Annotated in this window: 25 protein-coding genes, 2 pseudogenes and 2 riboswitches; of the genes and pseudogenes, 15 read left to right on the plus strand and 12 right to left on the minus strand. The window is 62.7% G+C overall.

All coding sequences use genetic code 11. The features are described from left to right. Nucleotides 1–19: 19 nt before the first annotated feature. From V6S67_RS16765 to V6S67_RS16785, 5 genes are all read right to left on the minus strand, one after another. Nucleotides 20–2,785: a helix-turn-helix transcriptional regulator gene (locus V6S67_RS16765; RefSeq protein WP_334211316.1), complete on the minus strand. Its 2,766-nt coding sequence runs from the start codon at nucleotides 2,783–2,785 to the stop codon at nucleotides 20–22. A 191-nt stretch (nucleotides 2,786–2,976) separates the two neighbouring features. Next, on the minus strand, nucleotides 2,977–3,417 hold the full coding sequence (locus V6S67_RS16770) for a protoglobin domain-containing protein (protein WP_334211630.1): 441 nt from the start codon (nucleotides 3,415–3,417) through the stop codon (nucleotides 2,977–2,979). 93 nt (nucleotides 3,418–3,510) lie between these two features. Beyond that, complete coding sequence (locus tag V6S67_RS16775; RefSeq protein WP_334211317.1) at nucleotides 3,511–4,338, minus strand: alpha/beta hydrolase; 828 nt, start codon at nucleotides 4,336–4,338, stop codon at nucleotides 3,511–3,513. 66 nt (nucleotides 4,339–4,404) lie between these two features. Next, a complete protein-coding gene (locus V6S67_RS16780; RefSeq protein WP_334211318.1) occupies nucleotides 4,405–5,238 on the minus strand; it encodes an alpha/beta hydrolase in 834 nt (277 codons plus the stop codon). 100 nt (nucleotides 5,239–5,338) lie between these two features. Beyond that, nucleotides 5,339–6,166 (minus strand): alpha/beta fold hydrolase, encoded by an 828-nt coding sequence (locus V6S67_RS16785; RefSeq protein WP_334211319.1) that lies wholly within the window; start codon nucleotides 6,164–6,166, stop codon nucleotides 5,339–5,341. Nucleotides 6,167–6,398: 232 nt separating this feature from the next. Here V6S67_RS16785 and V6S67_RS16790 point away from each other — a divergent pair, with 232 nt between their 5' ends. Further along, on the plus strand, nucleotides 6,399–7,025 hold the full coding sequence (locus V6S67_RS16790; RefSeq protein WP_334211320.1) for a TetR/AcrR family transcriptional regulator: 627 nt from the start codon (nucleotides 6,399–6,401) through the stop codon (nucleotides 7,023–7,025). Here the strand turns inward: V6S67_RS16790 and V6S67_RS16795 are convergent. Continuing rightward, nucleotides 7,012–7,482, minus strand: coding sequence for a hypothetical protein (locus V6S67_RS16795; RefSeq protein ID WP_334211321.1), 471 nt, complete (start codon nucleotides 7,480–7,482; stop codon nucleotides 7,012–7,014). The two genes, V6S67_RS16790 and V6S67_RS16795, sit on opposite strands and share 14 nt — an antisense overlap. A gap of 410 nt (nucleotides 7,483–7,892) precedes the next feature. Then, on the minus strand, nucleotides 7,893–8,525 hold the full coding sequence (locus tag V6S67_RS16800) for a TetR/AcrR family transcriptional regulator (RefSeq protein WP_334211322.1): 633 nt from the start codon (nucleotides 8,523–8,525) through the stop codon (nucleotides 7,893–7,895). 99 nt (nucleotides 8,526–8,624) lie between these two features. Here V6S67_RS16800 and V6S67_RS16805 point away from each other — a divergent pair, with 99 nt between their 5' ends. The 9 genes and pseudogenes from V6S67_RS16805 to V6S67_RS16845 all read left to right on the plus strand — a co-directional run bounded on the left by V6S67_RS16805 (nucleotide 8,625) and on the right by V6S67_RS16845 (nucleotide 15,712). Next, a complete protein-coding gene (locus tag V6S67_RS16805; RefSeq protein WP_334211323.1) occupies nucleotides 8,625–9,344 on the plus strand; it encodes an SDR family NAD(P)-dependent oxidoreductase in 720 nt (239 codons plus the stop codon). Nucleotides 9,345–9,848: 504 nt separating this feature from the next. Continuing rightward, nucleotides 9,849–10,412: a hypothetical protein gene (locus V6S67_RS16810; protein WP_334211324.1), complete on the plus strand. Its 564-nt coding sequence runs from the start codon at nucleotides 9,849–9,851 to the stop codon at nucleotides 10,410–10,412. A 242-nt stretch (nucleotides 10,413–10,654) separates the two neighbouring features. After that, entirely contained in the window at nucleotides 10,655–11,221 is a 567-nt protein-coding gene (locus V6S67_RS16815) for a hypothetical protein (RefSeq protein ID WP_334211325.1), read from the plus strand. 149 nt (nucleotides 11,222–11,370) lie between these two features. Next, on the plus strand, nucleotides 11,371–12,096 hold the full coding sequence (locus V6S67_RS16820) for a hypothetical protein (RefSeq protein WP_334211326.1): 726 nt from the start codon (nucleotides 11,371–11,373) through the stop codon (nucleotides 12,094–12,096). 258 nt (nucleotides 12,097–12,354) lie between these two features. Then, on the plus strand, nucleotides 12,355–12,609 hold the full coding sequence (locus V6S67_RS16825) for a hypothetical protein (protein WP_334211327.1): 255 nt from the start codon (nucleotides 12,355–12,357) through the stop codon (nucleotides 12,607–12,609). A gap of 200 nt (nucleotides 12,610–12,809) precedes the next feature. Next, the gene (locus V6S67_RS16830) at nucleotides 12,810–13,946 is read left to right on the plus strand and encodes an epoxide hydrolase family protein (RefSeq protein WP_334211328.1); all 1,137 of its coding nucleotides are present in this window, start codon (nucleotides 12,810–12,812) and stop codon (nucleotides 13,944–13,946) included. 114 nt (nucleotides 13,947–14,060) lie between these two features. Next, a complete protein-coding gene (locus tag V6S67_RS16835) occupies nucleotides 14,061–14,663 on the plus strand; it encodes a sugar O-acetyltransferase (RefSeq protein WP_334211329.1) in 603 nt (200 codons plus the stop codon). A gap of 173 nt (nucleotides 14,664–14,836) precedes the next feature. Then, a complete protein-coding gene (locus V6S67_RS16840) occupies nucleotides 14,837–14,986 on the plus strand; it encodes a hypothetical protein (RefSeq protein ID WP_334211330.1) in 150 nt (49 codons plus the stop codon). Next, a pseudogene (locus tag V6S67_RS16845) lies at nucleotides 14,983–15,712 on the plus strand (recombinase family protein). Before V6S67_RS16840 ends, V6S67_RS16845 begins: the two are co-directional and overlap by 4 nt. Before the next feature lie 318 nt (nucleotides 15,713–16,030). Here V6S67_RS16845 and thiD read toward each other — a convergent pair. The 3 genes from thiD to thiM form a co-directional block, all read right to left on the minus strand. Further along, entirely contained in the window at nucleotides 16,031–16,945 is a 915-nt protein-coding gene (thiD, locus tag V6S67_RS16850; protein ID WP_334211331.1) for a bifunctional hydroxymethylpyrimidine kinase/phosphomethylpyrimidine kinase, read from the minus strand. After that, nucleotides 16,933–17,604, minus strand: coding sequence for a thiamine phosphate synthase (gene thiE, locus V6S67_RS16855; RefSeq protein WP_334211332.1), 672 nt, complete (start codon nucleotides 17,602–17,604; stop codon nucleotides 16,933–16,935). The genes thiD and thiE overlap by 13 nt, the downstream gene beginning before the upstream one ends. Beyond that, a complete protein-coding gene (gene thiM, locus V6S67_RS16860) occupies nucleotides 17,601–18,434 on the minus strand; it encodes a hydroxyethylthiazole kinase (protein ID WP_442884827.1) in 834 nt (277 codons plus the stop codon). The genes thiE and thiM overlap by 4 nt, the downstream gene beginning before the upstream one ends. After that, nucleotides 18,426–18,528: riboswitch (TPP riboswitch) on the minus strand. It overlaps the preceding gene by 9 nt. 445 nt (nucleotides 18,529–18,973) lie before the next feature. Continuing rightward, nucleotides 18,974–19,069, plus strand: a riboswitch (TPP riboswitch). Nucleotides 19,070–19,118: 49 nt separating this feature from the next. Between thiM and V6S67_RS16865 the strand changes: the two genes are divergently transcribed. The 5 genes from V6S67_RS16865 to V6S67_RS16880 all read left to right on the plus strand — a co-directional run bounded on the left by V6S67_RS16865 (nucleotide 19,119) and on the right by V6S67_RS16880 (nucleotide 22,385). After that, complete coding sequence (locus tag V6S67_RS16865; RefSeq protein WP_334211334.1) at nucleotides 19,119–19,883, plus strand: 3-oxoacyl-ACP reductase; 765 nt, start codon at nucleotides 19,119–19,121, stop codon at nucleotides 19,881–19,883. A gap of 362 nt (nucleotides 19,884–20,245) precedes the next feature. Beyond that, complete coding sequence (locus V6S67_RS16870) at nucleotides 20,246–20,716, plus strand: hypothetical protein (RefSeq protein ID WP_334211335.1); 471 nt, start codon at nucleotides 20,246–20,248, stop codon at nucleotides 20,714–20,716. Nucleotides 20,717–20,987: 271 nt separating this feature from the next. Further along, complete coding sequence (locus V6S67_RS16875; RefSeq protein WP_334211336.1) at nucleotides 20,988–21,842, plus strand: glycosyltransferase family 4 protein; 855 nt, start codon at nucleotides 20,988–20,990, stop codon at nucleotides 21,840–21,842. Nucleotides 21,843–21,918: 76 nt separating this feature from the next. Continuing rightward, nucleotides 21,919–22,023: an Lsr2 family DNA-binding protein gene (locus V6S67_RS20005; protein ID WP_442884890.1), complete on the plus strand. Its 105-nt coding sequence runs from the start codon at nucleotides 21,919–21,921 to the stop codon at nucleotides 22,021–22,023. Between the two features lie 227 nt (nucleotides 22,024–22,250). Next, complete coding sequence (locus tag V6S67_RS16880) at nucleotides 22,251–22,385, plus strand: helix-turn-helix domain-containing protein (RefSeq protein ID WP_334211640.1); 135 nt, start codon at nucleotides 22,251–22,253, stop codon at nucleotides 22,383–22,385. Here V6S67_RS16880 and V6S67_RS16885 read toward each other — a convergent pair. After that, a pseudogene (locus V6S67_RS16885) lies at nucleotides 22,365–23,412 on the minus strand (IS3 family transposase); the annotation flags it as partial. The gene V6S67_RS16880 and the pseudogene V6S67_RS16885 overlap by 21 nt on opposite strands. A 334-nt stretch (nucleotides 23,413–23,746) precedes the next feature. Next, nucleotides 23,747–25,138 carry a DUF2254 family protein gene (locus V6S67_RS16890; RefSeq protein ID WP_334211337.1) on the minus strand — a complete coding sequence of 464 codons (1,392 nt, stop codon included), beginning with the start codon at nucleotides 25,136–25,138 and terminating at the stop codon, nucleotides 23,747–23,749. Nucleotides 25,139–25,274: the final 136 nt, after the last annotated feature.

Below are 25,274 nucleotides of genomic sequence, written 5' to 3' on the forward strand. Positions count from 1 at the left end.
TGCTCGCAGAGACCGGTGTCTACTGATTCTGGAAGTTGATGGTTTGCAACTGCCGGCGTGAGGTCACGCTCAGCTTCCGGAACACTTTGCGTAGGTGGTAGTCCACCGTATTGGAGCTGACGAAGAGTTGGACTGCGATGTCGCCGTTTGTATGGCCCGCGGCCGCGAGTCGCGCAACCGACAGTTCCTGAGCGGTCAGCGTCGTCGCGGGCACTGCGGGATTCTTGTCGCGGACCTCTCCAAGGGATGCGAGTTCCCGTCGTGCTCGTTCGGACCAGAGTGGTGCTCCTAGCCGTTGGAAGGTCATCAGCGCTTCGGACAGGTGTCTGGCGGCAGCACCTCGTCGGCGTCGACGTCGGAGCCATTCACCGTAGAGCAAGTGGGTGCGGGCTGCGTCCATCTCGACTGCTGGGCCTGTCAGTAGCTCGAGGGCCCGTTCGAAATGCTCGGCCGGATCCTGTTCATCGATGTGAGCGAGGCTGCGCTCAACAAGCCCTTCAGCCCATCTGCTGTTGTGGTTGTTTGTCTGAAGATCTTGAAGGAGGATTGCTGCTGCCGAATGGTCACCAGTTCGTGCTGCACATTCGATGAGGTCCGCGAGGTAGAGCCTGCCTGTGAAAAAGGGGTCCTCGTACCGCACCCGTCGTCCCGCGTCCCACGCCTCGCTGTATCGGCCCTGGGCGGCCCGTAGCAGCATGATGGCAATGAAGCGTGATGCGACGCTCATGCCGTACCCGTAGACCCGTGTTTCATGGTCGAGATCATCCTCTTCGAGAACGGATTCGTCCCCTCGCCATCCTCGAAGGACAGGGAGGGAGGTCACCATGTCGGACCATACCTTCGGAAGGTCCATGAGCGCGATGATGTCCGCGGCACGTTGAAGTCGTTCCTGGCCGACGAGGACCCTGCCCTGTTGCATATCGAAGTACGCACCGAGCAGGAGCACGCGGCACAGGACGAGGACAGCGCCGTGTTTCCGCGCAATGGCTTCGGATCGGCGGATGACGGCGTCGCGGGACGCCGGATCGCCCATGAGGCACGCGGCATAGGCAATGCTCGCGCAGGCTTGCAACACCTGATCCTCATGCGTCTCGGGTGCCTGCATCCGGTCAATGACGGCGTCGACGAGAGGTGCAGCGACCGCTCGGCCGTCGATGAGAAGGGTGCTCAGGGCTGTCAGGGCTTCCGTCAGGAGGTCCGGGGTTGGATTCGATGCGCAGATGAGGCGCGTCTCTTCTGCGATTTCTCGCGAGCTGGTTCCCTGAACCATGTCATCTGCCTGGACGAGGGCCCAGTAGGAGGTGGCGATGGCATGTTTCGCCCGCGTGGGATCCAGGGTCCGGAAAAGCCGTGCCGCAGTGAGCAACCGCAGTGGACGGTGGACGTAGATCGGCCCTCGGACGGGGTCGAGAGTGTCGAGGTCGCATCGGGCCATGAACAATCGCCCTTTGCCCAGGTCGTCGAGCTGGTCAGTATCCAGCACCGCGATGAGCGCTCCTGCCTGGGCGGTGGCGCCGGCCGCGATCGCTGATTCAGCAGCTGCCAGCAGGCGATGATGCTTGGAGTGGGCGGTGGAGGTCAGGGCAGCTGATCGCATGAGCAGGTTCATCCGGGAGGCATATCCTCCGCGTGCCGTCGCGAGGTCAGCTGCTCTCTCCAACGCCTGGGCGACGTCGTCATCGACTCCGATGGTTGCAGCCGCACGGTGGGTAACGGCTCGGTAGGTGTCCCCTCGTAGTTCGGCGACCTTGGCGAAGTGTTCATGCACCACGCGTACGTCATGATTGGGTGCGCCGTTGTAGAGGGCTGAGCGGACCAGTGGGTGACGGAACCGCACCGTGCTCTCCACACGCACAAGTCCTGCTACTTCTGCTGCGCGTGAGGCGTTCTCGGGAAGCCCCAAAGATCGCGCGGAGGCGGTGATGGCATCAAGATTGCCGTCTGGCTCCGCGGCAGCGGCCAGCAGCCATGTCTGGGCGTCCTGCGGCAACTGGCTGCTTTGCTGCAGGTAATGCGCTTCCAGGTGTTGACCGAGCGGCATCGGTTCTGGCAGCAGTGCCTCGCCGCGCAATTGCTTCGCGGTCAGGTCCGAGGCCAGATCCACCAGGGCCAGCGGGTTTCCACCCGTTGCGTCGATGATGGTCTCCGCGACCTTGGGGCTGAGCTTCTGCCGGGATGTCGCGGTGAGCAGCTTGTGAGCATCCTCGCGCTTCAAACCGGGCAGTGTGTACGAAGGGAAATCGGTGAGGACCGTGGAACTGAAGGTGCCTGTGCGGATGGCGAAGATCAGGGTGATGCGGTCAGCCAGAAGTCGGCGTCCGACGAAAGCCAGCGCCTGGAGGGATTCCGGGTCGATCCATTGGGCGTCATCGATGAAATAGATCAGGGCATCTTGCCGGGCCAGTCGTCCGAGGAAGTTCAGGAGCCCGAGCCCGATCAGGGATTTGGTCGGCGGTGGAGCGTCGCGCAGCCCACAAGCAACCAGGAGGGCTGACTGCTGGGCTTCCACCAGGTCCTCGAGGACAGACCGGTGGGCGAGTACCAGGCGCTGCAAAGCGCCGTATGGCAGATCAGCTTCAGATTCGATGCCGACCGTGTGCAGTGTTCTCAGGTGCGGGTTCTCGGCCAGAACAGTCGAGACGAAGAAGGTCTTGCCCACTCCTGCGTCTCCCTGGAGTACCGCGGCTGATCCCCGCCCTTCCTCGGCTGAGTGAATCAGGGCCATGAGCCAGCCCCGGTCTTCGGATCGTCCTATGAGGTCACGCAGCGGCTCATTCGTCGTCATGATTTCCGATTCCTGAGACCTGACAGGGGCGGTCGGAAAAATGATAACAAGCGTTATGGAAGGTGTGAAGGGAGCACTTCCATCGAGGTGCCCGCATCCACGATCCGGGGCTCAGCGGATGCGGGCACGAACCGCCGTGGTTCAGAGCTGACCGGGGCGTGGGCGGCCGTGCATGGATGGCCGGAGTCCGGTCACCACAGCTCGTCGTTGTAGGGCCGGCTCCACAGGACGACGGAGAGGGTGACTGCTTTGAACCACGCGTGGTACATCGCATCGACCTCTTCAGCACTTGCCTCACTGTTGGTGAGGAACCCGCGGATGGTCATGGTGATCGGGACGATGAGCGCGGTCAGGTGCCTCAGGGGGATGTAGGTGGCAGTGGAGGTGACGCCGTCGGTGGTGTTCTTGCCGGTGGGGTGGTGACGGCGTCCGATCTCTTCCTGGTAGGCGAGCCATGTCTGGTCGTAGGTACGGTTGCAGACATCATCGATCCACTGACCGAATCGTTGCCGGACGGCGGCCAGATAGTGCGGGTCCGGAGCGCCGTCGGCGCCTGCGAACGTGGCGACGAGATGCGGGTTCGCGCCGACGAACCCGTACCAGACGTCGAGGATCCCCTCGGTCTGCGGGATGAGGGGTCCTGCGCGGCACGGACGGGATCAGGGCTGACTTTCCATGCCGCGCAGAACAGTGGGTGACGGCGTCAAGGCCGGTGAGGCGTCCGGCTACTTCGAGGCCTGGGTGATCATGTCGATGACGGCGTCGGGCTTACTGAGCATGGGCACGTGTGAGGTGTCGACCTCGACAGTCGTGGCGTTGGCTCGGGCGGCCATGGCGCGCTCCGCCTCCGGGGGGATGATGCGGTCCTGCGAGGCGACCATGTACCAGCTGGGGATGGTCTTCCATGCGGGCTCACCGGAGGGGGTGACGAGGGACGCGAAGGCTGCCGGACGCTGGGAGGCGGCCATGAAGGCGGCCGTCTTCGTCGGCAGATCCTGGGCGAAGAGCTCGGGGAATGCTGCCGGGTCGATGTAGGCGTCGGCGTCACCAGCGCTGGCTCCGGGGAAGGGCCGGATGACGAGGTTGTCGACGACGTCGGTGTGTCCTCCTCCCAGCGCGTTCGCTGCCTGGACCGTTTCGCCTTCGTCCACTGCGTAGGCGGCGATATAGACGAGTGACTTCACGTTGGGATTGCCGGTTGCAGCGTTGGTGATCAGCGCACCGCCGTAGGAGTGTCCGACGAGGACGACGGGGCCTTCGATGGTGGTGAGGAAGTCGCGCAGGTACTGGCTGTCCGATCCCACGCCCCGCAGCGGGTTGGAGAACGCGATGACGGGGTATCCCTGCTTCTGCAGCTTGGTTGCGACTGGCTGCCATCCGCTCGAGTCGGCGAATGCACCGTGGACGAGGACGAGAGTTGGTCGGACGTGCTCTCCGTTGCCGGGCTTCTTCGCTTCCGCCGTTGACGCGGGTGCGACTCCGAGGACGAGAGCGAGGGCGAAAGCGGCTGCTGCTGCAAGGACCAGCATCCACGTACTTCTGGGACGGTTCATGGTCGTGTTCCCCTTCAATAGGTAGTTTCAACGCTGGCGTGCTGCCTGGGGGCAGTCAGTAACTGTCTATGCCGGACTTGGGGAGGTTCTGGTCTGCGCGTGGGTGAGCGTCCAATCCAGGGCATAGTCGGCTACTTCCTCCCACCCGGGTTCTGCGCAGATCCAGTGGGAGCGTCCCTCGAACTCGTAGTAGTCCGTCAGAGCCGGTGACTTCGCCCAGTGCTTGGCGTTGGATTTGTTCACGGCCGGCGGCATGATGTGGTCCTTGCTGCCGCCGATGAACAGCAGGGGTGCCCTGTCGACCGAGTAGTCCACCCATGTCTCCTGATGACCCGGCTGGAAGTTTGCCAGCAGCCCGTAGGCCCACACCCAGTTACCCGGGGCAGCAATCGCGTACCGGTCGTAGGCGGCATCGGATGCTTCCCTGCTGATGGTGTTGGTGAAGGCGTAGTGCCACTCGTCGCGGGTGAAGCCGACGGCTTTGCGGAAGTTGGCCGGATTCTTCAGGGCAGGGAAGAGGGACCGCGCCTGGGACAGTGGCGTGACCCGGACACCCTCGGTGGGCGCCGAGTCGATGACCGCACCTGCAGCTCCCAGGCCGCGGGCGAGAAGCAACTGCGTGAGCGCTCCACCGAAGGAGTGCCCCATGATGATGGGCGGTTCGGGGAGGGCTTCGATGACGCCTGCCAGATGGTTCAGCGTCTCAGGGACGGTGAGCTTGGCGATCACCTCGGGATTCTCTCGCAACCCTTCGACCTCGAGGTCGAAACCGGGGTAGGCGGGGGTGAGAACGGTGAAGCCCTTGGCTTCGTAGCGGGCTTTCCACTCCTCCCAACTGCGGGGAGTAACCCACAGCCCATGGATCAAGACGATGGTCGTGGGTGCTTTGGAAGTGTTCATAGCTGCTTCAAGGTCCTTTCCGGACGGTAACTCAGGACGGCGAATCGGGACGGGCACATCGGGACTAGGCAGTTGCTTGCACGGTCAGTGGTGAGACTGTTCAGGCGGAGATGAAGGCGAGGATGTCGTTGTTGAGCCGTTCACGGTCTGTATCGGGCAGTCCATGAGCACCACCTTCGTAGACGATGAGCTGGGCGTTGGGCACGATCTGTGCGGAGAGTTTCCCGCTGATCTCGAAAGGCACAATCTGGTCATCGTCGCCGTGGATGATCAGGGTCGGCACGTCGATCTTGGCGAGATCGGGGCGGAAGTCGGTGGCACTGAAAGCGGCAATGCATTCGTACGCGTTCCGGGTGCCTGAGGCCAGGCCCTGCAGCCAGAAGGCGTCCCGGGTTCCTTGCGGCACATCTGCGGTGCGGTTGTTGCCGAAGAACGGGCCGTCAGCGAGATCCCTGTACAGCTGGGATCGGTTGGCTGCCTCTCCCGCACGGATGGTGTCGAAGGTTTCCATCGGCAGGCCCCCGGGGTTGTCGTCCGTGTTGACCATCAGCGGTGGAACCGCCGACACGAGGATGATCTTCGCGACGCGGTTACTGCCGTGCCTGCCGACATAATGGGCGATCTCGCCGCCCCCCGTGGAGTGCCCGACGAGGGTCACTCCCGTGACGTCGAGGGCGTTGAGCAAAGCGGCGAGGTCGTCGGCGTAGGTATCCATTTCGTTGCCGTCCCACGTCTGGGTGGACTTGCCATGGCCGCGCCTATCGTGGGCGATGACCCGGTAGCCCTTGGTTGCGAGGAACAGTGCCGTAGCCTCCCAGGCATCGCTGTTCAGGGGCCATCCATGGCTGAGCAGGACCGGCTGCCCTCCAGCGGGACCCCAATCCTTGTAAAAGATGTGGGTGCCGTCTTCCGTCGTGATCGAGCTCATGGGTACCTCCTGTGAAACGTCGGGGCGTGTCACCAGAATCGCGGCCCCCATCACCGGCCCGCATCACGAGAACCGCGTAGTCCGTGATGTTGCCCGAACCGACACACCCCGCATTTGCGTAGTCACTCGCCCACTCGAGGACGATCGATGAACGCCTGGCAGGAGGGCGATCCGTCACATAACGGGACGGGCCCACCCCGCACTTCCCAACGTTGCGTCGTATGCTCCATCAATGAACACCGCACGGTCGGAGGCTCAGCAAAGAGCCATTTCGGAAGCGCTATGGCGAGTAATGAGCCGCGGCGGCATCGAAGATGTGACCCTGCGGGCCGTTGCCGCCGAGGCCGGCTGCACCACGGGCCTAGTCACCAGCAGATTCCCGAACAAACGCGCGCTCCTGCTGCATGCCAGACGAATGCTGCACGAGCGAACAGCAGCAGCCATGGATCAAGCCGTTACTAGCGAACCCGACCCATCCCGGGCCCTCTACAACGTGCTTGTCGCCTCCTCACTGACCGGCGAATGGGCACCGGCCATCTGGCTAGGGTTCATCACAGTCACCTTGTCCGATGAGGAGCTGCGCACGTTCCACATCGACGCGAACCGGCACTTCCTCGATGTCGTCCGGGCCCTGGTGTCGAGAATCCAGCCATCCTGGGATTCCAGCCACACCACTCAGGAAGCGATCCGGCTCGTCGGACTGGTCACAGGCCTCGCCGTCCTCGCCGCGGCAGACCCCGAGACCTACTCGGAACAAGCCCACAGGCAGGCGTTCACTCGCGCAATCGAGAACCTGCAAAGCACCGACTTAGACAGCGCTGCAGCGCGCGCCGCGCACCAGACGGCTAGATCGAGCTGATGCTGTTGCTGATGCATCCGCTGACTAGTGAACATAGAGGGATCCCTCCGCGGGCAGGGTAGTCGCCTTCGTAGTCGTTCCACATGCCGGCCAGTACCTGCATCGCGAATGACTGGTCGTTCACTGATGCGTCCTTACCCTCGAAATCCATGACGCAGTAGTTCACGCTGAAACCGTCTTCAACCGTCGACACGTACTCTGCTGCGGCGGCGTGTGTCCGGAAGCGGTAGTAGTCGGCTTCGGCCGTGCTGTAGGCCTCGACGCAGTCGATCTCGCTGCCACACGCTGTGTCAGTGATTTCGACGACGTCGGTGGTGATGTCTTTCCCTGTGTACTCGGCATCCATCACGTCCTCGAGCGTGAGGGTGAGTTGAGGGTGCAGGAGGAGATAGGCCATGCCCACAACGAGAATCAGTGGTACTCCCACCAGGACGGCGACGATTTCTTTTCTCCCCATACAGCCTCACTATGCAGGAGCGGGTGCCAGCCGACGGAACGTATGGCTTCACCGTTGGGAAGTTCGCGTCCGGAACGGGAGGAATCACCTCGGACGATGCGACCCGCATGACGCTGGAGGACCTTATGGCGGAGGTCCGAGGGTTCGTCGAGCACGTGTACGGACCAGGAGGGCTGCTCGAAACCTGGCCGGATCATGTCCCTGCTTGCGACCGCGTATAGCCAGTAAGGGATTCTTCAGCGAGACAGCTGTCGAGCGGATGGGTCGCCACTGAGCGCGTGTGCAAGGCGCACCTTGCATGGTCCATACATGCGGGTCGTACGTGCACGACCTTCTTCAACAGCGGTCGATAATTATGCGAGGCGCCGCGCGAATGACCAGGACACTCCGAGAAGGTTCCATCCGGCAGTTCAATGAAGCGCGGGGAGCAGGACAGCGTCTATCACCGACACGAAGAAGTCCCGTCGCACCGGCTCGGCACTGGCATTCAGGCGGTGGGTACTCATTGCCGGGATGACCTCAGCGAGAACAGGAACTCTCGCCGCAAGATCCGCCGGAATTTCTCCCCGGTGGATCGCGCGGCAAAGGAGACGCCGATACACCTCGACGTAGGGTTCCGTGACTTCGCTGCGAACGACCACGGCCAGCGCGTCCGAGGTTCGAGTAGCGGAGGCGAGACCTGCGAAAAGTGCCACTCGCTTGTCCGGGCCTCCGAGCCAGGAGGAATCGACGACCGCGAGCAGATCCGATCGGAGAGATCCGAGATCCGGAAGTCGATCGACTTCAGGGGGACGCCCGATGGAACGAACCGCGGCGAGGACGAGATCCTCTTTCGTCGCCCATCTCCGATACAGCGTGGACTTGGCCTTCCCCGTGCGAAGGGCGACCTCGTCCAGGGTGACCTTCTCATACCCTCGCTCAGCGAGAAGATTGAGCGTGATGGCCAGGATGAGTTCATCGCTCGAGTGATCGTAGGGACGGCCGATCCTCAACCCTTGAGATGCCGGGGGATCAGACGGGGAGAGAGCGCCTTGGTTGTTCACTCGTAACAGGATACGCACGGCACTCCTACTTACGATACTGAGGAGTATCGTAAGTAGGAGGAGGGCGTGCTTTGTGCGCTCACGATGAGGGGAGCAGCTGTGGATATCGAGAATTCAGTCATCGTCATCACGGGAGCGTCGTCGGGGATCGGCGCTGCTACAGCGCGAGCCGCAGCCCAGGCCGGGGCGCGTGTAGTGCTGGCCGCTCGGCGCGAGGAACGCATCAAAGAGTTGGCCGGCGAACTCAGCGGGTCAATCGCTGTCCGCTGTGACGTCACCAAGCAGGAACAGATCGACGCGCTCGTGCAGACCGCACTGCACGAATTCGGGCGCATCGACGTCCTCATCAACAACGCCGGCCAGGGCCTGCAGTCCACGACCGAACAGATCGATCTCGAAGACTTCCGCTCCGTGCTCGAACTGAACCTCGTAGCCCCACTGGCCATGATGCAGGCGGTAATTCCGGCCATGCGCCAACAACACCTGGGCGCCATCATCAACATCAGCTCGGGGACGACGTTCGCCGACGTACCCGGAACCGGTGGATACGTCGCAACCAAAATCGCTCTCGAGCGGCTCTCCGCAATCGCTCGCAACGAGCTCGACGGCACAGGTATCACCGTGTCGACCATGATTCCGTTCGCAACGAGCACGGAATTCCTCGTCTCCATCCGGGCAGGTCGCGCTGAGGCAGAGGCAATGACAGCCGGAGCCCAGTTCGACACGCCCGAACAAGTCGCCGACGCAATCCTGCAGCTGATCAAAAGCGGCGAACCCACCATGGACCTCGTACCAGCTGCTTACGGTGGATCGCGCTGACCCACCACACAATCGACTGCCCGACGACCTTCTGGTCAAACGACACCTTGACGAGATCCACTGCAGAAGCGGCCACCGCCGATCGGAGTCCGGATAGGGGGCGTTCACCGGCCAGAATCTCGGACAGGTCATACGGGAATCAGTGAGGTCGGTGTCAACGCTGACTCCTCCCCCGATTGCCAGTTCAAAACCTGCCCCGGTGAAGGACCAGCTAACGGGCAGCCTCGCGTGGGGGCAAGCGATATAGCGTGGGGATGAATTGCTTGCATAATCTCGACGATGACGGTTCGACGGAGAGGTGCAGCCTGTGCACATGGAACAGCGTGAACTTGAGGTAGCGATAGCGCGGCAAGTGAGAGAGGCAGTGACCCCGGGCTGGGATTCGGTCCGTTTCGAGGTGGGTCTGGCGGGTAACGTCACGTCGGGCATGCTGTACACGCGGTTCCCGCGGGCTGAAGCATCGGTGCCGTGGTGGTGGCGGGAGCGGAAAGCGCGGGGTGACGAGTGACCTCACTTGAGGAATCATTCGATCCGGAACTGCTGGCGGTCGTGGTCATGTGGTTCGGAGGCGTTGCTCCCCTGTGGCGAGACGACGAGTGGCTCTGCTACAACGCCGAGACCGACGGCATCGTAATCAGCGGCGAGCCGGGCGCGGTGGAAGTGTTCTTCACCATCCATCAGGGTGACCGCAGCGGTGGGCCTGACGTAGTGTGCACTGATCCGGCCGACGCGTTGCGGTACGTCCTGTTCCAATCGGGAATGAAGCTGCGTCAGCGATATCTGTACGGGCGGCTACTCGTTCCCTTCTCGCCATCGCTTGCGCGTCCGGGTTTCGTCATCACACGGGGCAAAGGGCTTCGTGCGTCGCTCACGGTGCAGGGCGCTGCGGATCTGCCGACGGATCGGCGACTGCAGTTCAGATTTGCCGGGGAGGCAACCGAAGCGACGTTTTACCTGAACGCGAGCTTCCTGGACCTCCAGTACTCGATCCGTGCGCCCAGTGGGAAGCCTTTGTTCGAGGATGTTCGGCAAGTCCAGTCGACCAGCCTTGAGCGCGCCCGGCCCTGATAAGGATTGCCCACGGCGATTGACAGCGGTCCAATCGGTCATGGCGAGGGATCTCCTATTGGAAACCGATGTTCAGGACGCAGTCCACCCTGGGACGTCCAACCGGGACGCGTTAGAAGTCGAGGTGCGAAGCGCGGGCGAATGACTGCGCTTGGCCAGACGGGTCCGAGAAGGTGGCATCCGCCGAGTCGGTCCATCCCACTGTTGACAGTGACCGCGGTTCTGCCGCGAGGATGGGACGCATGGGAGATCACCGCCAACAGTTCGTCGACCTCGACGCCACCGACGACACCGCCGAGCAGAGGGCGTGCGCGGTCAGGACGTTCCTACGCAGCCGTGGCCTTGCCGAGCCGGATGAACGTGCCGGGGACGACCGTTGGCCCGACGCGATCGTTGACCGACCAGGCCCAGCATGGCAATCGACCTGGCTCGATTACGGCCTCGGCCCAGGACCGCGCCGCAGGAACACGATCGCCGTCGTCTCGCCCACGGATGTATCCGACCGCATGTTCCTCGCCATGGACAGCACCGGCCCGCCATCGTGCCGCACGTGCGGAGAGATGTTCGACGAGGATGCGTTCTGGCCTTCGTTGAAAGGCTGGTACGAGGGCGGGAAGGAACCGGTACTCAGCTGCGCCTCCTGCGGTGGACGTGGCCTGATGGGGGATCAGGACACGACCGGTTCTGCGGTCGTAGGTCGGGTCGCGGTCGTGACCGACGGGGCAACCTGGGAGGTTGTCAGCGAGATGCTGCGAGCATTGCGCTCCGACCTCGGCGGGCGGTGGGCACACGTCCAGCTGATGGACTGACACGCAGACCTGCGGGTGCGCGGGTCGATCGGTGAGTATGACGGACACGACACGACTGTCTCGAATCCCCGCCGCCGGGTAGGCGCAGTGCGCTACCGGGTCCGGGGGTACACGATGACCCAACGATTCCTGAGGGGAAGGTGAACCGGATGAAGATACGGGCCAATGACGTGAGCGTGAATGAGCTGAACGGCGGACCGGCAGAGGTGCCGGTCATGTTCCAGATCGATGGGACCATGTACCTCAACGACGGCCTGACCAACACGCAAATCGAGGCGCACGCCAAGCGCTTCAAGAGAGTGCAGCCCCTCGCGCAGAACATCCTGCTGGGCGTCATGGCCCTCACGATCCTGAGCGTCGGCTTCGCCCTGTTCCTGGTCTTCTCCGAGCCTGCCGGAGCGAAGGTAATCAACCAGCCCCACATCCAGCTCATCGTGAACGTCATGCCGTGGGTCTGCGCCATCACCATCGTCCTGAACGTCCTCGCCCGGGCGAAGGATCGCAAATCATCGCTGGAGCCCGCCGAGCGCTCCAAGCACCAGGCAGCGTACTGGGCCAGAACCGGCCGCTACGTGCTGGCCATGAACGCCATCGAGGACATCCGTCTGGCCGACACGATCCGACAGCTAAGAGGAAAAATCGAGAAGTACGCCGCCGTACTGGGCGTCTCGCCGACGGTGCCCGAGCTGGAGAACGCCGTCGTATCCCTGCGGAAGTACCTGGAAGCTCAGAGACGCCCGACCACCAAGCCGACGGCCCACCTGGACGTCGAAGCGGCCCGGCATCACGCTGTGCAGCGTATCGAGCAACTGGACGCCAGGATGATCGATTTCTGGAACCGGCAGTTCCACAAACAGGAGGAGACCGGACGATGACCGATGGCTATGTGTTACTCGTTGGACCTGGTCCTCCGGAGGTTCGGCCGGAGATAAAGTGGGATGAACCCCTATGCTCGGGGTATGTTCGGCCGCTTACGTCGCATGTCTGAGGACTCCACTGAACCCGCCCTGCCTATCGACGTAGCTCCCTGGCAGGGCGGGAATCTTCGAGCCCAATGGTCTCCGCTGCCTGCCGGGCGCAAGGGCAACCTGAAGCCAAGAGTCCTCCTCACCGCTGGAGGCGTCTCCGCTCAGATGCACGCGAGCGAACTCGTCGACCTGGTCAATCACCGGATCGGTATCGCGGAGTCGACTAACTCGGGCCCCCTCGTCTTCCTGTGCTGGCCCAAGTCGGCGTCGCCTACGTCAATCGCGTGGGAGTCCACGAAGAATCTACCGGCCGAATCGCTGGCACTCCTTGCCGACCCCATGGACAGCGGCGCAACCGCCGTGCTCACCGGGCCCGAGCTCGCTGACTTCTCGGCATGGATTACGGCCCTTCCCCGCTAACCGCAGCCCGCTCAGCAAAGCGGGTCTTCATCATTGAGGGCGCAACGGGCTTGAACTGCGACGTCTCAGGACATCGTGGGCACTTGGCTTGGTGTTGGTACAACAGGTTCGGCTACTGACAACCGAACGTCCACTCCAGCGATAGTCTGCACTAACCCCCCTTGGTCCACACTCAACCCGCTGCGCGGTGAACGGAACCCATGAAGAACATGCCTCCGCCTCTGCCTCTGCCTTTGAGCGTCAATGAGGAGGACCTCGCCGACTTGCAGCGCAGGCTTCGGGACACGCGTTGGTCAACCCCCTGGCCCTCAACGAGCTGGGAAGCCGGAACAGATCACGATGAGTTGCGCCGCCTTGTCACCTACTGGTCGGAGGAGTTCGACTGGGAGACACAACGACGTCGGATGGCTGAACTGCCCTGGCAGGCCGCCGACATCGGCGGGGCCGCCATCACGTATCTCTCTTTCGACGCAGAAAGGCAGGGCGGCCTGCCCATCGTCCTGACCAACGGGTGGCCCAGCAGCGTGCTCGAGCTAGTGGATGTTGCTCAACGATTGGCGACACCATCGCAGTTCGGAGGCGATCCGGCCGACGCCGTCACGGTGGTCGTCCCGGCCCTCCCAGGGCTGCCGTTCTCACCACAGAGGCCGACGATGACCGAGCAGACGCACGAGCTGTGGCACTCGTTGATGACCGATTACCTGGGGTTCACCAGATACGCCGCACATGGAGGGGATCTGGGCGCCGGCATCACCTCGCGGCTCGCCCAGGCACACCCCGAGGCGGTGGCGGGCATCCATCTTCTGGCCGTCGCTGCCCCGCACGAGTATGACCCCTCGACTCTGAGTACAGAGGAACGCGAACACCTTGCCCGGGTCGAGGCGTGGGTGGCGACGGAGGGTGCGTACCAACACCAACAGCAGACACGACCACTGACGCTGGCACCGGCGCTCTCGGACTCTCCGGCAGGGCTCCTGTCCTGGATACTCGAAAAGCACAGGGCGTGGAGCGATTGCGACGGAGACGTCTCGCGACGCTTCAGCGACGACTACCTCATCACTCTCGCGTCCGTGTACTGGTTCACGAACTCCATCGGCACCTCGTTCCGCCCGTACTACGAGTTCGCGGCCGGCTTCACGACGCGCGTGGACCGGGTGGACGTGCCGACCGCCGTCGCACTCTTCCCCCGTGATCTTTCAAGCCCGCCTCGCCGCTGGGCCGAACGAACCTACAACATCAGGCGCTACACGACGATGGCCCGGGGCGGACACTTCGCACCACACGAAGAACCAGAACTCCTCGCCGACGACATCAGGGAGTTTCTTCGAACACTGTGAACAATGAGCGATCGGTGAACGGGACAGCTAGCGGCGCTGACCTCAGCCGAGCTTTCCGAAAAATCCTGCAGTCGGACACCTCATCCGCCAAAGCTTGAGAGCGAGCACCCCTCTATGGACAATCACGAACGAATGCTCACCGGCCGGGTGTACGACCCGAATGACGCCGATCTTCTAGCCGAGCAGGCCCAAGCGCTGGAGCTCATGTATGACTACAACGCCACCCGCCCGTCGCAGCAGGACGAACGAGCACGCTTGCTACCCCTCATGTTCGGGTCCCTCGGCCATGATTGCTACTTCGAGCCTCCGCTGCACGCGAACTGGGGTGGCCGTCACGTCCACGTCGGCGACAGCGTCTACGCGAACTTCAATCTCACCCTCGTCGATGACGGAGACATCCACATCGGCAGCAACACGATGTTCGGGCCCAATGTCGTTGTCGCAACGGCCGGCCATCCGATCCTGCCTGAGTTGCGCGCCCGAGGTCTGCAATTCAACCTACCCGTACACATCGGGTCCAACGTATGGATCGGAGGAGGCGCCCAGATCATGCCAGGCGTCACCATCGGCGACGACACAGTCATCGGTGCCGGAAGCGTCGTGACCCGTGACATCCCCTCAGGGGTCGTCGCCGTCGGTGTACCCTGCCGAGTCCTTCGGCCAATCAGCGACCACGACCGCGAGTTCTACTGGCAGGACCGCCGACTCGACGACTAACACCGGCCCCTCCCCTCTGTATCGAAAACCCAGAGCTTTACGGACAACCAAAGTGGTCCCATGTCGCGTAATCGCACCCTCGAACTTTGCGCTTTTTGTGTCTCGAAAAGTTGTCTCGCCTTGTTCCGTCTTACAATTCGTCGGGTCTGAATTCTCTAAATCAGAATTGCGAGGTGAGCTATGTCGGGTACACCACCGTCAGCACATCAAGCCAGCGCGAACGGTTGCAGCTCGACGCACTGATCACCACTGGCGTGCACGAGCGCGATGTCTTCGCTGATGTGGCATCGGGGACCAGGGCTGCGACGAGCGACCTGGCATGAAAAAACTTCTCAAGTACGCCGACAGAGGCGACACCGTAGTCGTCCGGCGCGTCGACCGGCTCGGCCGGTCCCTCATCGACGTGCTGAACACTGTGAACATGCTCCGCGACCGTGGCATCCTCGTCCGATCCCTATCGGACGGAATCGACGGGGCGACTCATGCTGAACATGCTCGCCACCCTGGCCGAGTACGAACGGGAGCTCATCGTGGAACGCATCAACGCCGGCATCGCCGCCTCCAAACAGAACGGCACGAAGTTCGGCCGGCCAACCATGAATTCGAAGGTCATCGCGGACAAACTGGCCATCGCCGCCGACGCCCGAGCCAAAGGACGCACAGCGGAGGAAGCCGCCCGACTCGTCGGGTGGAGCCGCGCAACGCTCTACCGTCACCAGCAAACTCAAGCGATCACCGCTCCCCTGGTAGTCACGCCCCGACCCTCCCCTGCCGACAACGGCCAGCCGGGAAACACGCCGGCGCCTCTTCCCAAGATCGGTGCTCCTGCCACGAGAGGCCTTGCCGAACGCGGCGTGCTCACCATGAGCGACCTGCAAGGCATCGACCTCAACGAGCTATCGACGCTGCATGGCGTCGGCCGAAAGCGATCACCGTGCTGCGGGCAGCCTTGGAGAAACAGCAGGCCTCCTAGGTCCCGGACTCGAACAGTTCGCCCGGCAGAGCTCCCCCACCCCCGCGCGAACCACAGTGGTGAAGGGCAAGGATGAGGGCGCGTGGAGGGTTTCATCAAAGGCCCCCTTCTCCCTTGTTGGAAAAAGCCGATGTGAGCCACGTTGCCGAGACAGCGTGCGAAGGCAGGAGTCACTCAGACGTTGGACTTCCCCGGTCGGCAGCCCAAGATCTCCTCACGTCCAAACAAGGGAGCCCTCTTCGAGACGTACCTAAGCGTCCACCGAAGGGACACTTGGCGCGATGTTCTTTGTGAAGCAGCCTCAGCTTCGCTTGTTCCCACCGGACCCGGGTACTCATCGGCGGGCTTTCCGGACGGGAGCCCGACAGGACAAGCCCCTCCCTGATCCGTATTCCTAATCCATCCTGCTGTCGTGTCTACTTGGTTGGGTTTCAGCTGCCGCCCATAGTTGGTGGAAGTGGTTGACGGGTCCGTTGCCCTGCCCGACCTGCAGCTCATCGGCATGGGTAAGGGCATCCTGCAGCCAGTTTTTGGTTTCGGAGAGTGCACGGGTCCAGTCGCCGGTCCGCGCCATCACGGTGGCGATGCCGGAGGACAGTGAACATCCGGTTCCGTGCGAATTCCTGGTGTCCACCCTGGGAGTGATGATTTCGAAGATCTCCCCGTCTTCGATGACTTCGCGGTCGTGGGCGCTTCCCAGTTGCTTGGAAGTGTCGACGAGTGCGTCAGGGCTGCCTTCGGTATCCAGGTGACCGCCCTTGACGAGCACCACAGTTCCGGCAGCCAGGGACAGTTTCCGGGCCTGGTCGAGAGCTGTAGGCCATTCTGCAGTGATTGGTTCGTCCACCAGTACGGCTAGTTCGGAAAGGTTGGGGGTCACCAAGTGAGCCTGGCTGACCAGGTCCCGCAAGGCGGTCTCGGCGTCAGCGGCCAGGAGCCGGTCCCCGCTGGTGGCAACCATGACAGGATCCAGCACCACCAGAGGCGGCCGTACCCGGGAGAGCCATTCCCGGACAACGGTAATGGTCGCGACGTCCCCCAGCATGCCGATCTTCACCGCATCGATCGTCACATCGTCACTGACCGCGTCGAGTTGTTCTTCGAGGAACTTCGTTGGTGGGGTGTGTACGGAGCGAACACCCCGCGTGTTCTGCGCCACCAGGGACGTAATCACCGCCATTCCATACCCGCCGAGAGCAGCGATGCTTTTCAGGTCGGCTTGAATGCCCGCACCCCCGGTCGGGTCGGTTCCGGCGATACTGAGGACCCGGGGAACATCGCGCAGGGTCAGATCACCTAGGAACACCATGCCTCCTTCAACGCTTTGGCCGCCGCCTCCGGATCATCGGCGGCACACACAGCAGATACGACGGCGACCCCAGCGGCACCGCTATCCCGCAAAGGGCGTAAATCCGCATTACTGATGCCACCAATTGCGACACACGGCAGGGAGCTTTCCGTAACGAGGGCACCGAAGCCACTGATCCCCAAAGGTTCGGGATGGTCTGGCTTGGTGGCGGTCGCGTGAATGGCGCCAACCCCTAAGTAGTCCACCGTCCCCTTGGGCAGCCCGTGTGCGGCTTGAATCTCGTTGCTGGTTGCCGCACTCAGGCCGACGATGGTCTCCGGTCCTACCAGGGCTCGAACGAGGTCCGCCGGCAGGTCGGACTGACCGACGTGCACCCCGGCGACCTGCGCTCCTGCCGCCCGGGCGGCCAGGAAGAGATCCACCCGGTCGTCGACCAGCACCGGAACCTTGCTTCCAACAGCATCTGCGACAGTGACGAGAATGTGCAGCAGATCCCGGGCCGAGGCTTCCTTGTCCCGCACCTGGACCATGGTGGCGCCTCCTGAAACCGCCTCGGCGGCAACAGCTGCAACGGTACGGGGGCGGCACTGCGCCGTGTCAGTTACCAGGTACAGCGGCAGATGCCGTGTCAGGTTCGCCGTGAAATCACGCCCGTTCACCGGGAATGGCCCGACATATCGACAGAACGAAGGCTCAACGTCGTGACGACGTCGTCGGGTGTGATGCTTGCAAGCCTGTCGAGGAATTCCATCGCGAAGCTTCCCGGGCCGTGTGCCTGCGTCGCGGCCTGCTCGGCGGCAACGGTGTAGACGCCGGTAGCCGCTGTGGCCGCCAACAGTGCATCGTCGGTCAGCGAAGCGAACGCGGCCATCACCGCACCGAGGGCGCACCCACCGCCTGTAACCCGCGTCAGCAGAGCGTCCCCGTTGGTCACACTTACCGTGTGTCCGTCCGGCCCGACGAGCAGATCCACCGCACCCGATACTGCCACCGCTGACCCGGAGGATACCGCCAGCTGCCTCGCGGACTCGATCGCGAACGAAGGGTCTTCGGTGGAGTCCACTCCGCGGCCTCCTGATCCTGCTCCAGCGAGAGCCAGGATTTCCGATGCGTTTCCACGGATGATGGTCGGGTGTTGCGCGGCAAGCTGATGCGCCAGCTGGGTGCGGACGGTCAGAGAGCCAACCGCCACCGGATCCAGAACCCATGGAGTTTTGGCGGCACGTGCGGCCTGAACCGCTTCGACCATCGCAGTCCGTTGCTCCTGCGTCGGAGTGCCCAGATTGATCAGCACCCCTGACGCTACGGAGGCGAACTGTCCGGCTTCCTCCGGTATGTCCACCATGGCCGGAGCTGCCCCTATGGCGAGCAGGACGTTGGCGGTGAAGTTGGCCACCACGGTGTTGGTGATGCTCTGCACCAAAGGACCCCGGGCCCTCAACTCCTCGAGCAGTGCAGCACACTCTGATGATGCGTAGCGAATAGCCATTCGCGACATCCCTTCGCTAGTTCGAACTAGATCAGGTTCAACGGGTATCGATTCTCAGCTGCACCGTCGGCGGGCAGCACCCCGTGTCACTACTGCCACCCTAACGTTTCCCAGCACATGGAACAGCAGCCACTTGTGGAAAGGCACTTGGCTCCCGTTAGAGCCAGCCGAAAGACACACAAGGGACCCCGGCTCTAAGCACATCCGGCTCGCGCCAGGACAGCGATCAAGGAATTTGCCTGGGTCTGCGCGCCGCCCGTGAACGCTACGGCCGTATTCAGAAGCCATGGCAGCACCAACTCCCGACGCAATCAGCACTTGCACTTGCACTTGCACTTGCACTTGCACTTGCAAAGCACCTCCCTGCGAGCCTGGTTCGCCTGGGATTTCGTGCCAGACCGAGAGGACCGTTCTCTGCTGGTCATCAACGTGCGTCCGGAACACCGCGCAAAACACCCCGCGTTGCCACGACCGTCTAAATCCACTCCGTCCCGGCGATTCGGCCAACCCTCCCACCGCCAGCCGGGGTTTAGTGTGGAAGTAGTGACACGGGGTGCCGGTTCTGGCTGGCTGAGATGACACCCGTTGAACCTGATCCAGTTCGTACTGGCGAAGGGATGTCCTCCCGACCCCTGCGGGTGTCGGTTCCGCATTCTGTCGCCCTGACTCCAGGGAAGTCCCTTTATGCAACTCAGAGAACAGATCGTGTTGATCACCGGTGGCGGCCGCGGACTTGGCTCCAGCATCGTGAGTGCCTTCGCCGCCGAAGGAGCGCGGGTGGTTATCAACTACCGCGCCAGCCACAAGGCCGCCCAGGAACTCGCAACTCGTGTTGGTCCGTCGCGGGCTGTAGCGCTGGAAGCTGATGTCACCGATCCCGAGCAGGTACGCGCCATGCTCGAACACGCACAGCAACACTTCGGAGCCCCGGTTACCACCGTGGTCAATAACGCGCTAGCGACTTTTTCCTTCAACGGTGACGCCCGCCCGCGCGCAGCTGAGGTTGGCTGGGACGCATTCGCAGACCAGTTCTACGGAAGTGTTCGCGGAGCCCTAAACACAACCCAGGCCGCTCTGCCCGGAATGCGGCACCAAGGGTTCGGGCGGGTCATCAACATCGGCACCAACTTGTTCCAAAACCCTGTAGTTCCCTACCACGACTACACCGCGGCAAAAGCGGCCCTGCTCTCCCTGACCCGCACCTTTGCCAAGGACCTGGGCCAGCACAACGTCACAGTAAACATGGTCTCTGGCGGCTTGCTGCGCACCACCGACGCCAGCGCAGCCACCCCCGAAGAGGTCTTCAACCTCATCGCATCCTCCACCCCACTGGGACGTGTCACCACGCCGCAGGAATTCGCGGACACAGTCCTCTTCTTCGCCTCGCCCTGGGCCCGGTCGATCACCGGTCAGAACTTGGTGGTCGACGGCGGCCTCGTCATGGACTGACCCGAGAAGCAACCCGGGCCGCACAAGTCTCGGGGCATCAGTCCGTCCGGTCAAGGGATCCTTTGGCGGGACTCACGCACCGGACCGATACACACGGTCTCGACCCTCGCACACAGGTGTAGCCGTGACTTGGCACGGGGCTTCATTGCAGCGCTTCTCGATCAGCCCGGCATCGTCGCCTTGGGGCGATTTTTGCGCAAGACCGGCGACGGCGAGTTGATGCACGCTATGGCAGGTGCGTGCATCCTCGTCGCGCTGAGGAGGTGTGCGCTGCTTCCCGCGCCTCCTGACTGGAGGTCATTGACAAGCGCCTCTCTAGGCGTAGGCGCCGTTGACCCGCCCCGTGTCGGGCGAGTCCACTGGTGGTACGCGAGGAGGTTGCTGTGAGAGGTGTGTTCGTCGGGCGCCTGATGAAGGCCGGTCGGCTCCTGATGGGAACCCGGACAGAGCGACGCACGGCGGTTGACGCCGAGGCTCGCGCAGTCACGACGCGGACGGGCGGATATGTGGTCAATATCGACGCCCAGAGGCTCGCCGACGTCGCGCGATCCGCCGGCCCCGAGGTGGAGATGTTTCTGCCCTGCCAGTTGGGCACCTACCTCGAACTCGGCGGGACCATTGCCGCGATCGTGGGCGTGGCAACAACGGACGACCGCTTCGACGCCGACACGCTCTCCGCGTTCACACTCGACGAGGCGCGGCGCGCGGAAGTGGAGAACCCACAAAAACAGTTCCCTATGTTCAGAAACACGGCGAACCCCATCTGTGTCCATGACGACGGGGACGCTTCAACCGTCTTGCGAATAAGAAATCGATACAGGGTCAGCGGGTGAAGGTGGGATGGGTGTTGTAAGGATTGAGTGGCGGGGTCGTTTTGAGGGTCACAGCGGGTATGCGGTGGAGGCACGCAGCTATACGAGCATGTTGCGGAACGCGGGATTTCGTGTCCGGGAGGTTCCTGTGGCTTCCCGGACGCATGGCACTTCCGGCCCCGGTCCCGTAGGTCGAAAGCAGAGTCTGGCCGCTGCGGACTTGACCATCGTGCATCTGCCTTGGCATGACAGCGGATGGGAAAACACCGACGGAACCGTAGTGTGGAGGGCCATGTTTGAGACTGCTTCGGTGCCTCCTGCATGGCTGCCGCGCTTGTCCGCGGTGGACGAGGTATGGGTTCCCTCTAATTTCAATGCAGCCACTTTTGCGTCCGCTGGAGTTGCCCGGGAAAAGCTGAAAGTCATTCCCGAAACTATCGATCGGGTCTGGGGTGAAATACTCGCTGCACCATATAAGGCGGAAGGGACCTTTCGGTTTTTGTCCGTGTTCAGGTGGCAGTACCGCAAGGGCTGGGATGTGCTACTGAACGCATACCTTTCAGAGTTCAACAGCTGCGATGACGACGTGGAGTTGGTGATCCGGGCTGATCCGCTTGGTGCCGGCGCTCCGGGCGTGGGACAGATCATCGAATCATTCTCCGATCAGGTCCGTCCGGGCAGAACACCGAGAATTACCTTGCTCAACAACGCGCTGTCTGAGGCTGAGCTTCGTTCACTCTACAGAAGCTCGCACGCTTTTGTTCTGCCTACCAGAGGTGAAGCCTGGGGACGTCCCTTCATGGAAGCGATGGCCTGCGGTCTGATAACCATCGGTACAGGCTGGGGTGGCCAGTGCGATTTCATGAACACATCAAATTCACTGCTGATCGACTACCGTCTGGCACCGGTACCCCCTGCGGCTGTTCACGAGTGGCCGTACTTCCATGGACAGATTTGGGCAGAGCCCTCAGTCGAGAGCCTGCGGGACTGCATGCGCCGGGCAGTCGAAGGAGGCCCAACGATTGTGGGGAAACAACAGAACGCAGCAGACAGCATTAGAGAACTGTACTCACCGGAGAAAATCAGTGAAGCCCTCATCCAGGCGGTCAATATCATCATCGACAAGCAACAAGCCCGTGACACATGAAAACGCAGCTTATTAGATGCTCGACCGTGGACAGGGCGATGAGCTCGGACACAAATGATGACACATCCAATAAAACCTGTCGAAACTCCGTCAGTGGGCGAAGGACAACGGCTATACCGTAAGTTCTCATGGCCGAATTTCACACACGATCATCAATGCCTATAACGATGCACATACGTAGGGGCAGCCGCGGAGCCCCTAGTGTCCGCTTAACCGGCCTTGTTGCGCCTGTGTGCAGTCACTCGCCGACCGTCCTGGCTTCGTCGTCCTGCGCATGGGGCCGTTGGGGCCGAACGGCGACTTCCTCCCACCCAGCTTGCAAGCGGTTGTGAGCACGACTGGGTCTGCTGCACGAATAAGTGATATCTGATGTGGCTTGCCGGAAGGCGGGCCTGGAAGGATGCTACTGTGCCCAAGCCCTACCCAGATGAGTTCCATGACCATGTGGTGCGCGTCGCGAGGAATCGTGAGTCCGGAGTGACGACCGAGCAGGTCGTGAAGGACCTCGGTATTCACCCGATGACGCTGGCGAAGTGGATTTGAACCGCCGTCCTTGATCCAGGTCACGATGGCCAGGTGCAGATCAGCCTGCGTTGCCCACCGCCGGCTGTCGAGCACATTCTTTTGCAGGAGCGAGAAAAAGGACTTCATGGCCGCGTTGTCGGCGCACGTGCCGACCCTGCCCGTGGATCCGATGAGCCCATTGTTCTTCAAGGTGCGCACGAAGGCGTTGGATCGGAATTGGGATCCGCGGTCGCTGTGCACGAGGGTTCCTGCCGGTTCCCGGAGCCCTATCGCGTTATGGAGGGCTGAGACGGCCAGGGGCGTTTTCATCCGTGCATCGATGGAGTAGCCCACGATCCGGTTGGAGCAGACGTCCTTGATCGCGCATACGTAGAGCTTGCCCTCGTCGGTACGGGGACACGGTGATATCCGTGAGCCACGTCTGGTCCGGGCCCGTCGCGGTGAAGTCCCGCTGGACGTGGTCATCGTGCACCGGCGGGCCGGCCTTGCGGGTCAGTCCGCGTTTCTTGGCGAGCACGGACCGGATCTACTGGGTGCTGCACAGCCGTGCGACTCGGTTCTCGCCGGCGCTGAAGCCCTGCTCCTGAAGCTCGTCGGCGATGAACCGGTACCCGAACGCGGGATCGTCCCGGTGGACATCTATCGCGGCATTGATCAGGTGCGCGTCGGACCCAGTCGCGGTCCGTGAGCGGCGCGGCCTTCCAAGCGTAGATGGACTGTTTGGAGAACCCCAGCACCCGGCAGTCCACCGCGACGTGGACACCGCCAGCGGCAAGGTCAAGGACCAGCGGATAGGTCATTGTGGGGGCAGTTCCCGGGGGAAGAAAGCCGCTGCCCGGCGCAGGATCTCGTTCTCCTGCTCGAGCAACCGGATCCGCTTCCGGACATCCCTGAGCTCTGCCGCTTCCGTCTCTGTCACGCAGGGACGAGCGCCGTCCTCGATGTCCGCTTCCTTCAGCCAGTCAGGCAGGGTCACCTCGGAGATCCCGAAGTCCTTGGCGATCTGCGAGATCGGAGGCTCATGCTTCCGGGCGACGGAGACCACGTCGCGGTGGAACTCGGCGGGGAAAGGCTTGGCATGGGAACATCCTTGCTACAAGGACTGAATCCTCACAAGTCAGGAGTCAAGCAAACCCGGGGCAGTCCGAACCTGGCGGGATAACGTTCTACCCGCTCGTGAGAGAGCTCGCCGGCTCGGGGATTCCCGTGAAGGTGACGTGCCGGGGCCTCAAGTTCTCGCGGCAGCCCTACTACCGGTGGTTGGCAGTACCCATCACGACCAGCGAGCTGGTGGAGGCGCGTCGCGTTCCAGGCGGGGTACCCCCGGCGTGCATCGTCAGCGGATGAGGTAACCGTGGATTGATCCGGGTGTCAGGTGGTTATGTCTCGGTGCGTGCTGTACTCGTGGTGGGGAGTGCTTCTGGCACGGAGGTGCCGCCTTGTAGCGTCGACGGGTCGGAGAGCAGGTTTTTCGTCGCGGTCCGGAGGGTGTCTTGAACCTGCTGCACGGGATGGATGGCCCTGCCTGCGGTCGTGAGGGCGTCGACGAGCTCGGCGAGTGCGGCCATGAGAGCAGGAGATTCGGTTTGCTGGGTGACCGACGGGAGCGCGGCGTGCAGCGAACGCAGGAGTTCATCCTGGTGATGCCCGGAGCTCAGACGCGGTAACGCGTGCGCGAACGAGGTAATCAGGAGCGCGGCAGTATCGGATTGTCGTGATTGGAACGAGGCCATGAGAAGGGTGCCGAAACTCCGGAGTACCCGCTCGATCGCCCCGTCCGTGTACACGACGGGAAGAGGCTCCTGGCCTTCAGATGAAGCGTCCCACATCTGTTCTTCGATGATCGCCCATCGGCCGATGAGGTCACGTAGTTGGTGGATCGCGGCGTTGGCGGTGAACGGGCTCTGCGTGCTGGTTCCGGTCATCCAGGCGATGTCCGCGAGTTGGTCGATGGAGTACCCGGAATCCACTTCCGCGCGCCGCGCCTCGTCGAGTGTGAACGCGGAGAGCGTGTCGGCGTCGAAGCGGTCGTCCGTTGTTGCCACGCCCACGATCGCGGCAATGGTCCCGCCGAGTTCGAGGTAGGTGCCCAACTGGCAGGGCAGAAACATCTCCACCTCGGGGCCGGCGGATCGCGCGACGTCGGCGAGCCTCTGGGCGTCGATATTGACCACATATCCGCCCGTCCGCGTCGTGACGGCGCGCGCCTCGGCGTCAACCGCCGTGCGTCGCTCTGTCCGGGTTCCCATCAGGAGCAGGCATTCGTCTTCGTGGGCCCGCAGCGCGAGTTCGTGGATCGAATTCACCACACACTCCGGACGCATCTGGTCGACGGCCGAGTGGATCAGCAGCAGCAGCATCACCAGGGATCCGACGGTCAGCACCAATGCTGCGAACGCCCCGATGACGGGCGGGGAATCTGACCCTGCGCAGGCGAACACAATGAAAGAAAATGCGGTCGCACCGATGAAGTACCCCACGTAGAACTGGTTCGCGCGGCGTCGAAGGTACTGGTCGAACACCACGGCCCCCAGGAAGTTCGATGTCTGTTGTACCGAGATGAGCAGCATCGAGAACGTGATTGACGTGACCGTCATCAGACTCGCCGCGACCACGCCGACGAACCCCGCGACACTCGAAGCGGGAATGATCGACCCTGCAACCTGGCGCAGCGCGGGAACGCTTCCCTGAGTGTCCCAAAGCGCCACCCCCACAGCCGCGACACAGAACACCCCCGTGATGATCAGCGGAAGCACCAGGAACTCATTCATTCCTCGTCGGAGACGTCCGGCCTTCATCAGGCGCCCGACGAACACACCTCTCACAGCAACCTCCTCGCGTACCACCAGTGGACTCGCCCGACACGGGGCGGGTCAACGGCGCCTACGCCTAGAGAGGCACTTGTCA

Origin of the sequence: Arthrobacter sp. Soc17.1.1.1 (assembly GCF_036867195.1) — a bacterium.
Lineage (GTDB): Bacteria > Actinomycetota > Actinomycetes > Actinomycetales > Micrococcaceae > Arthrobacter_D.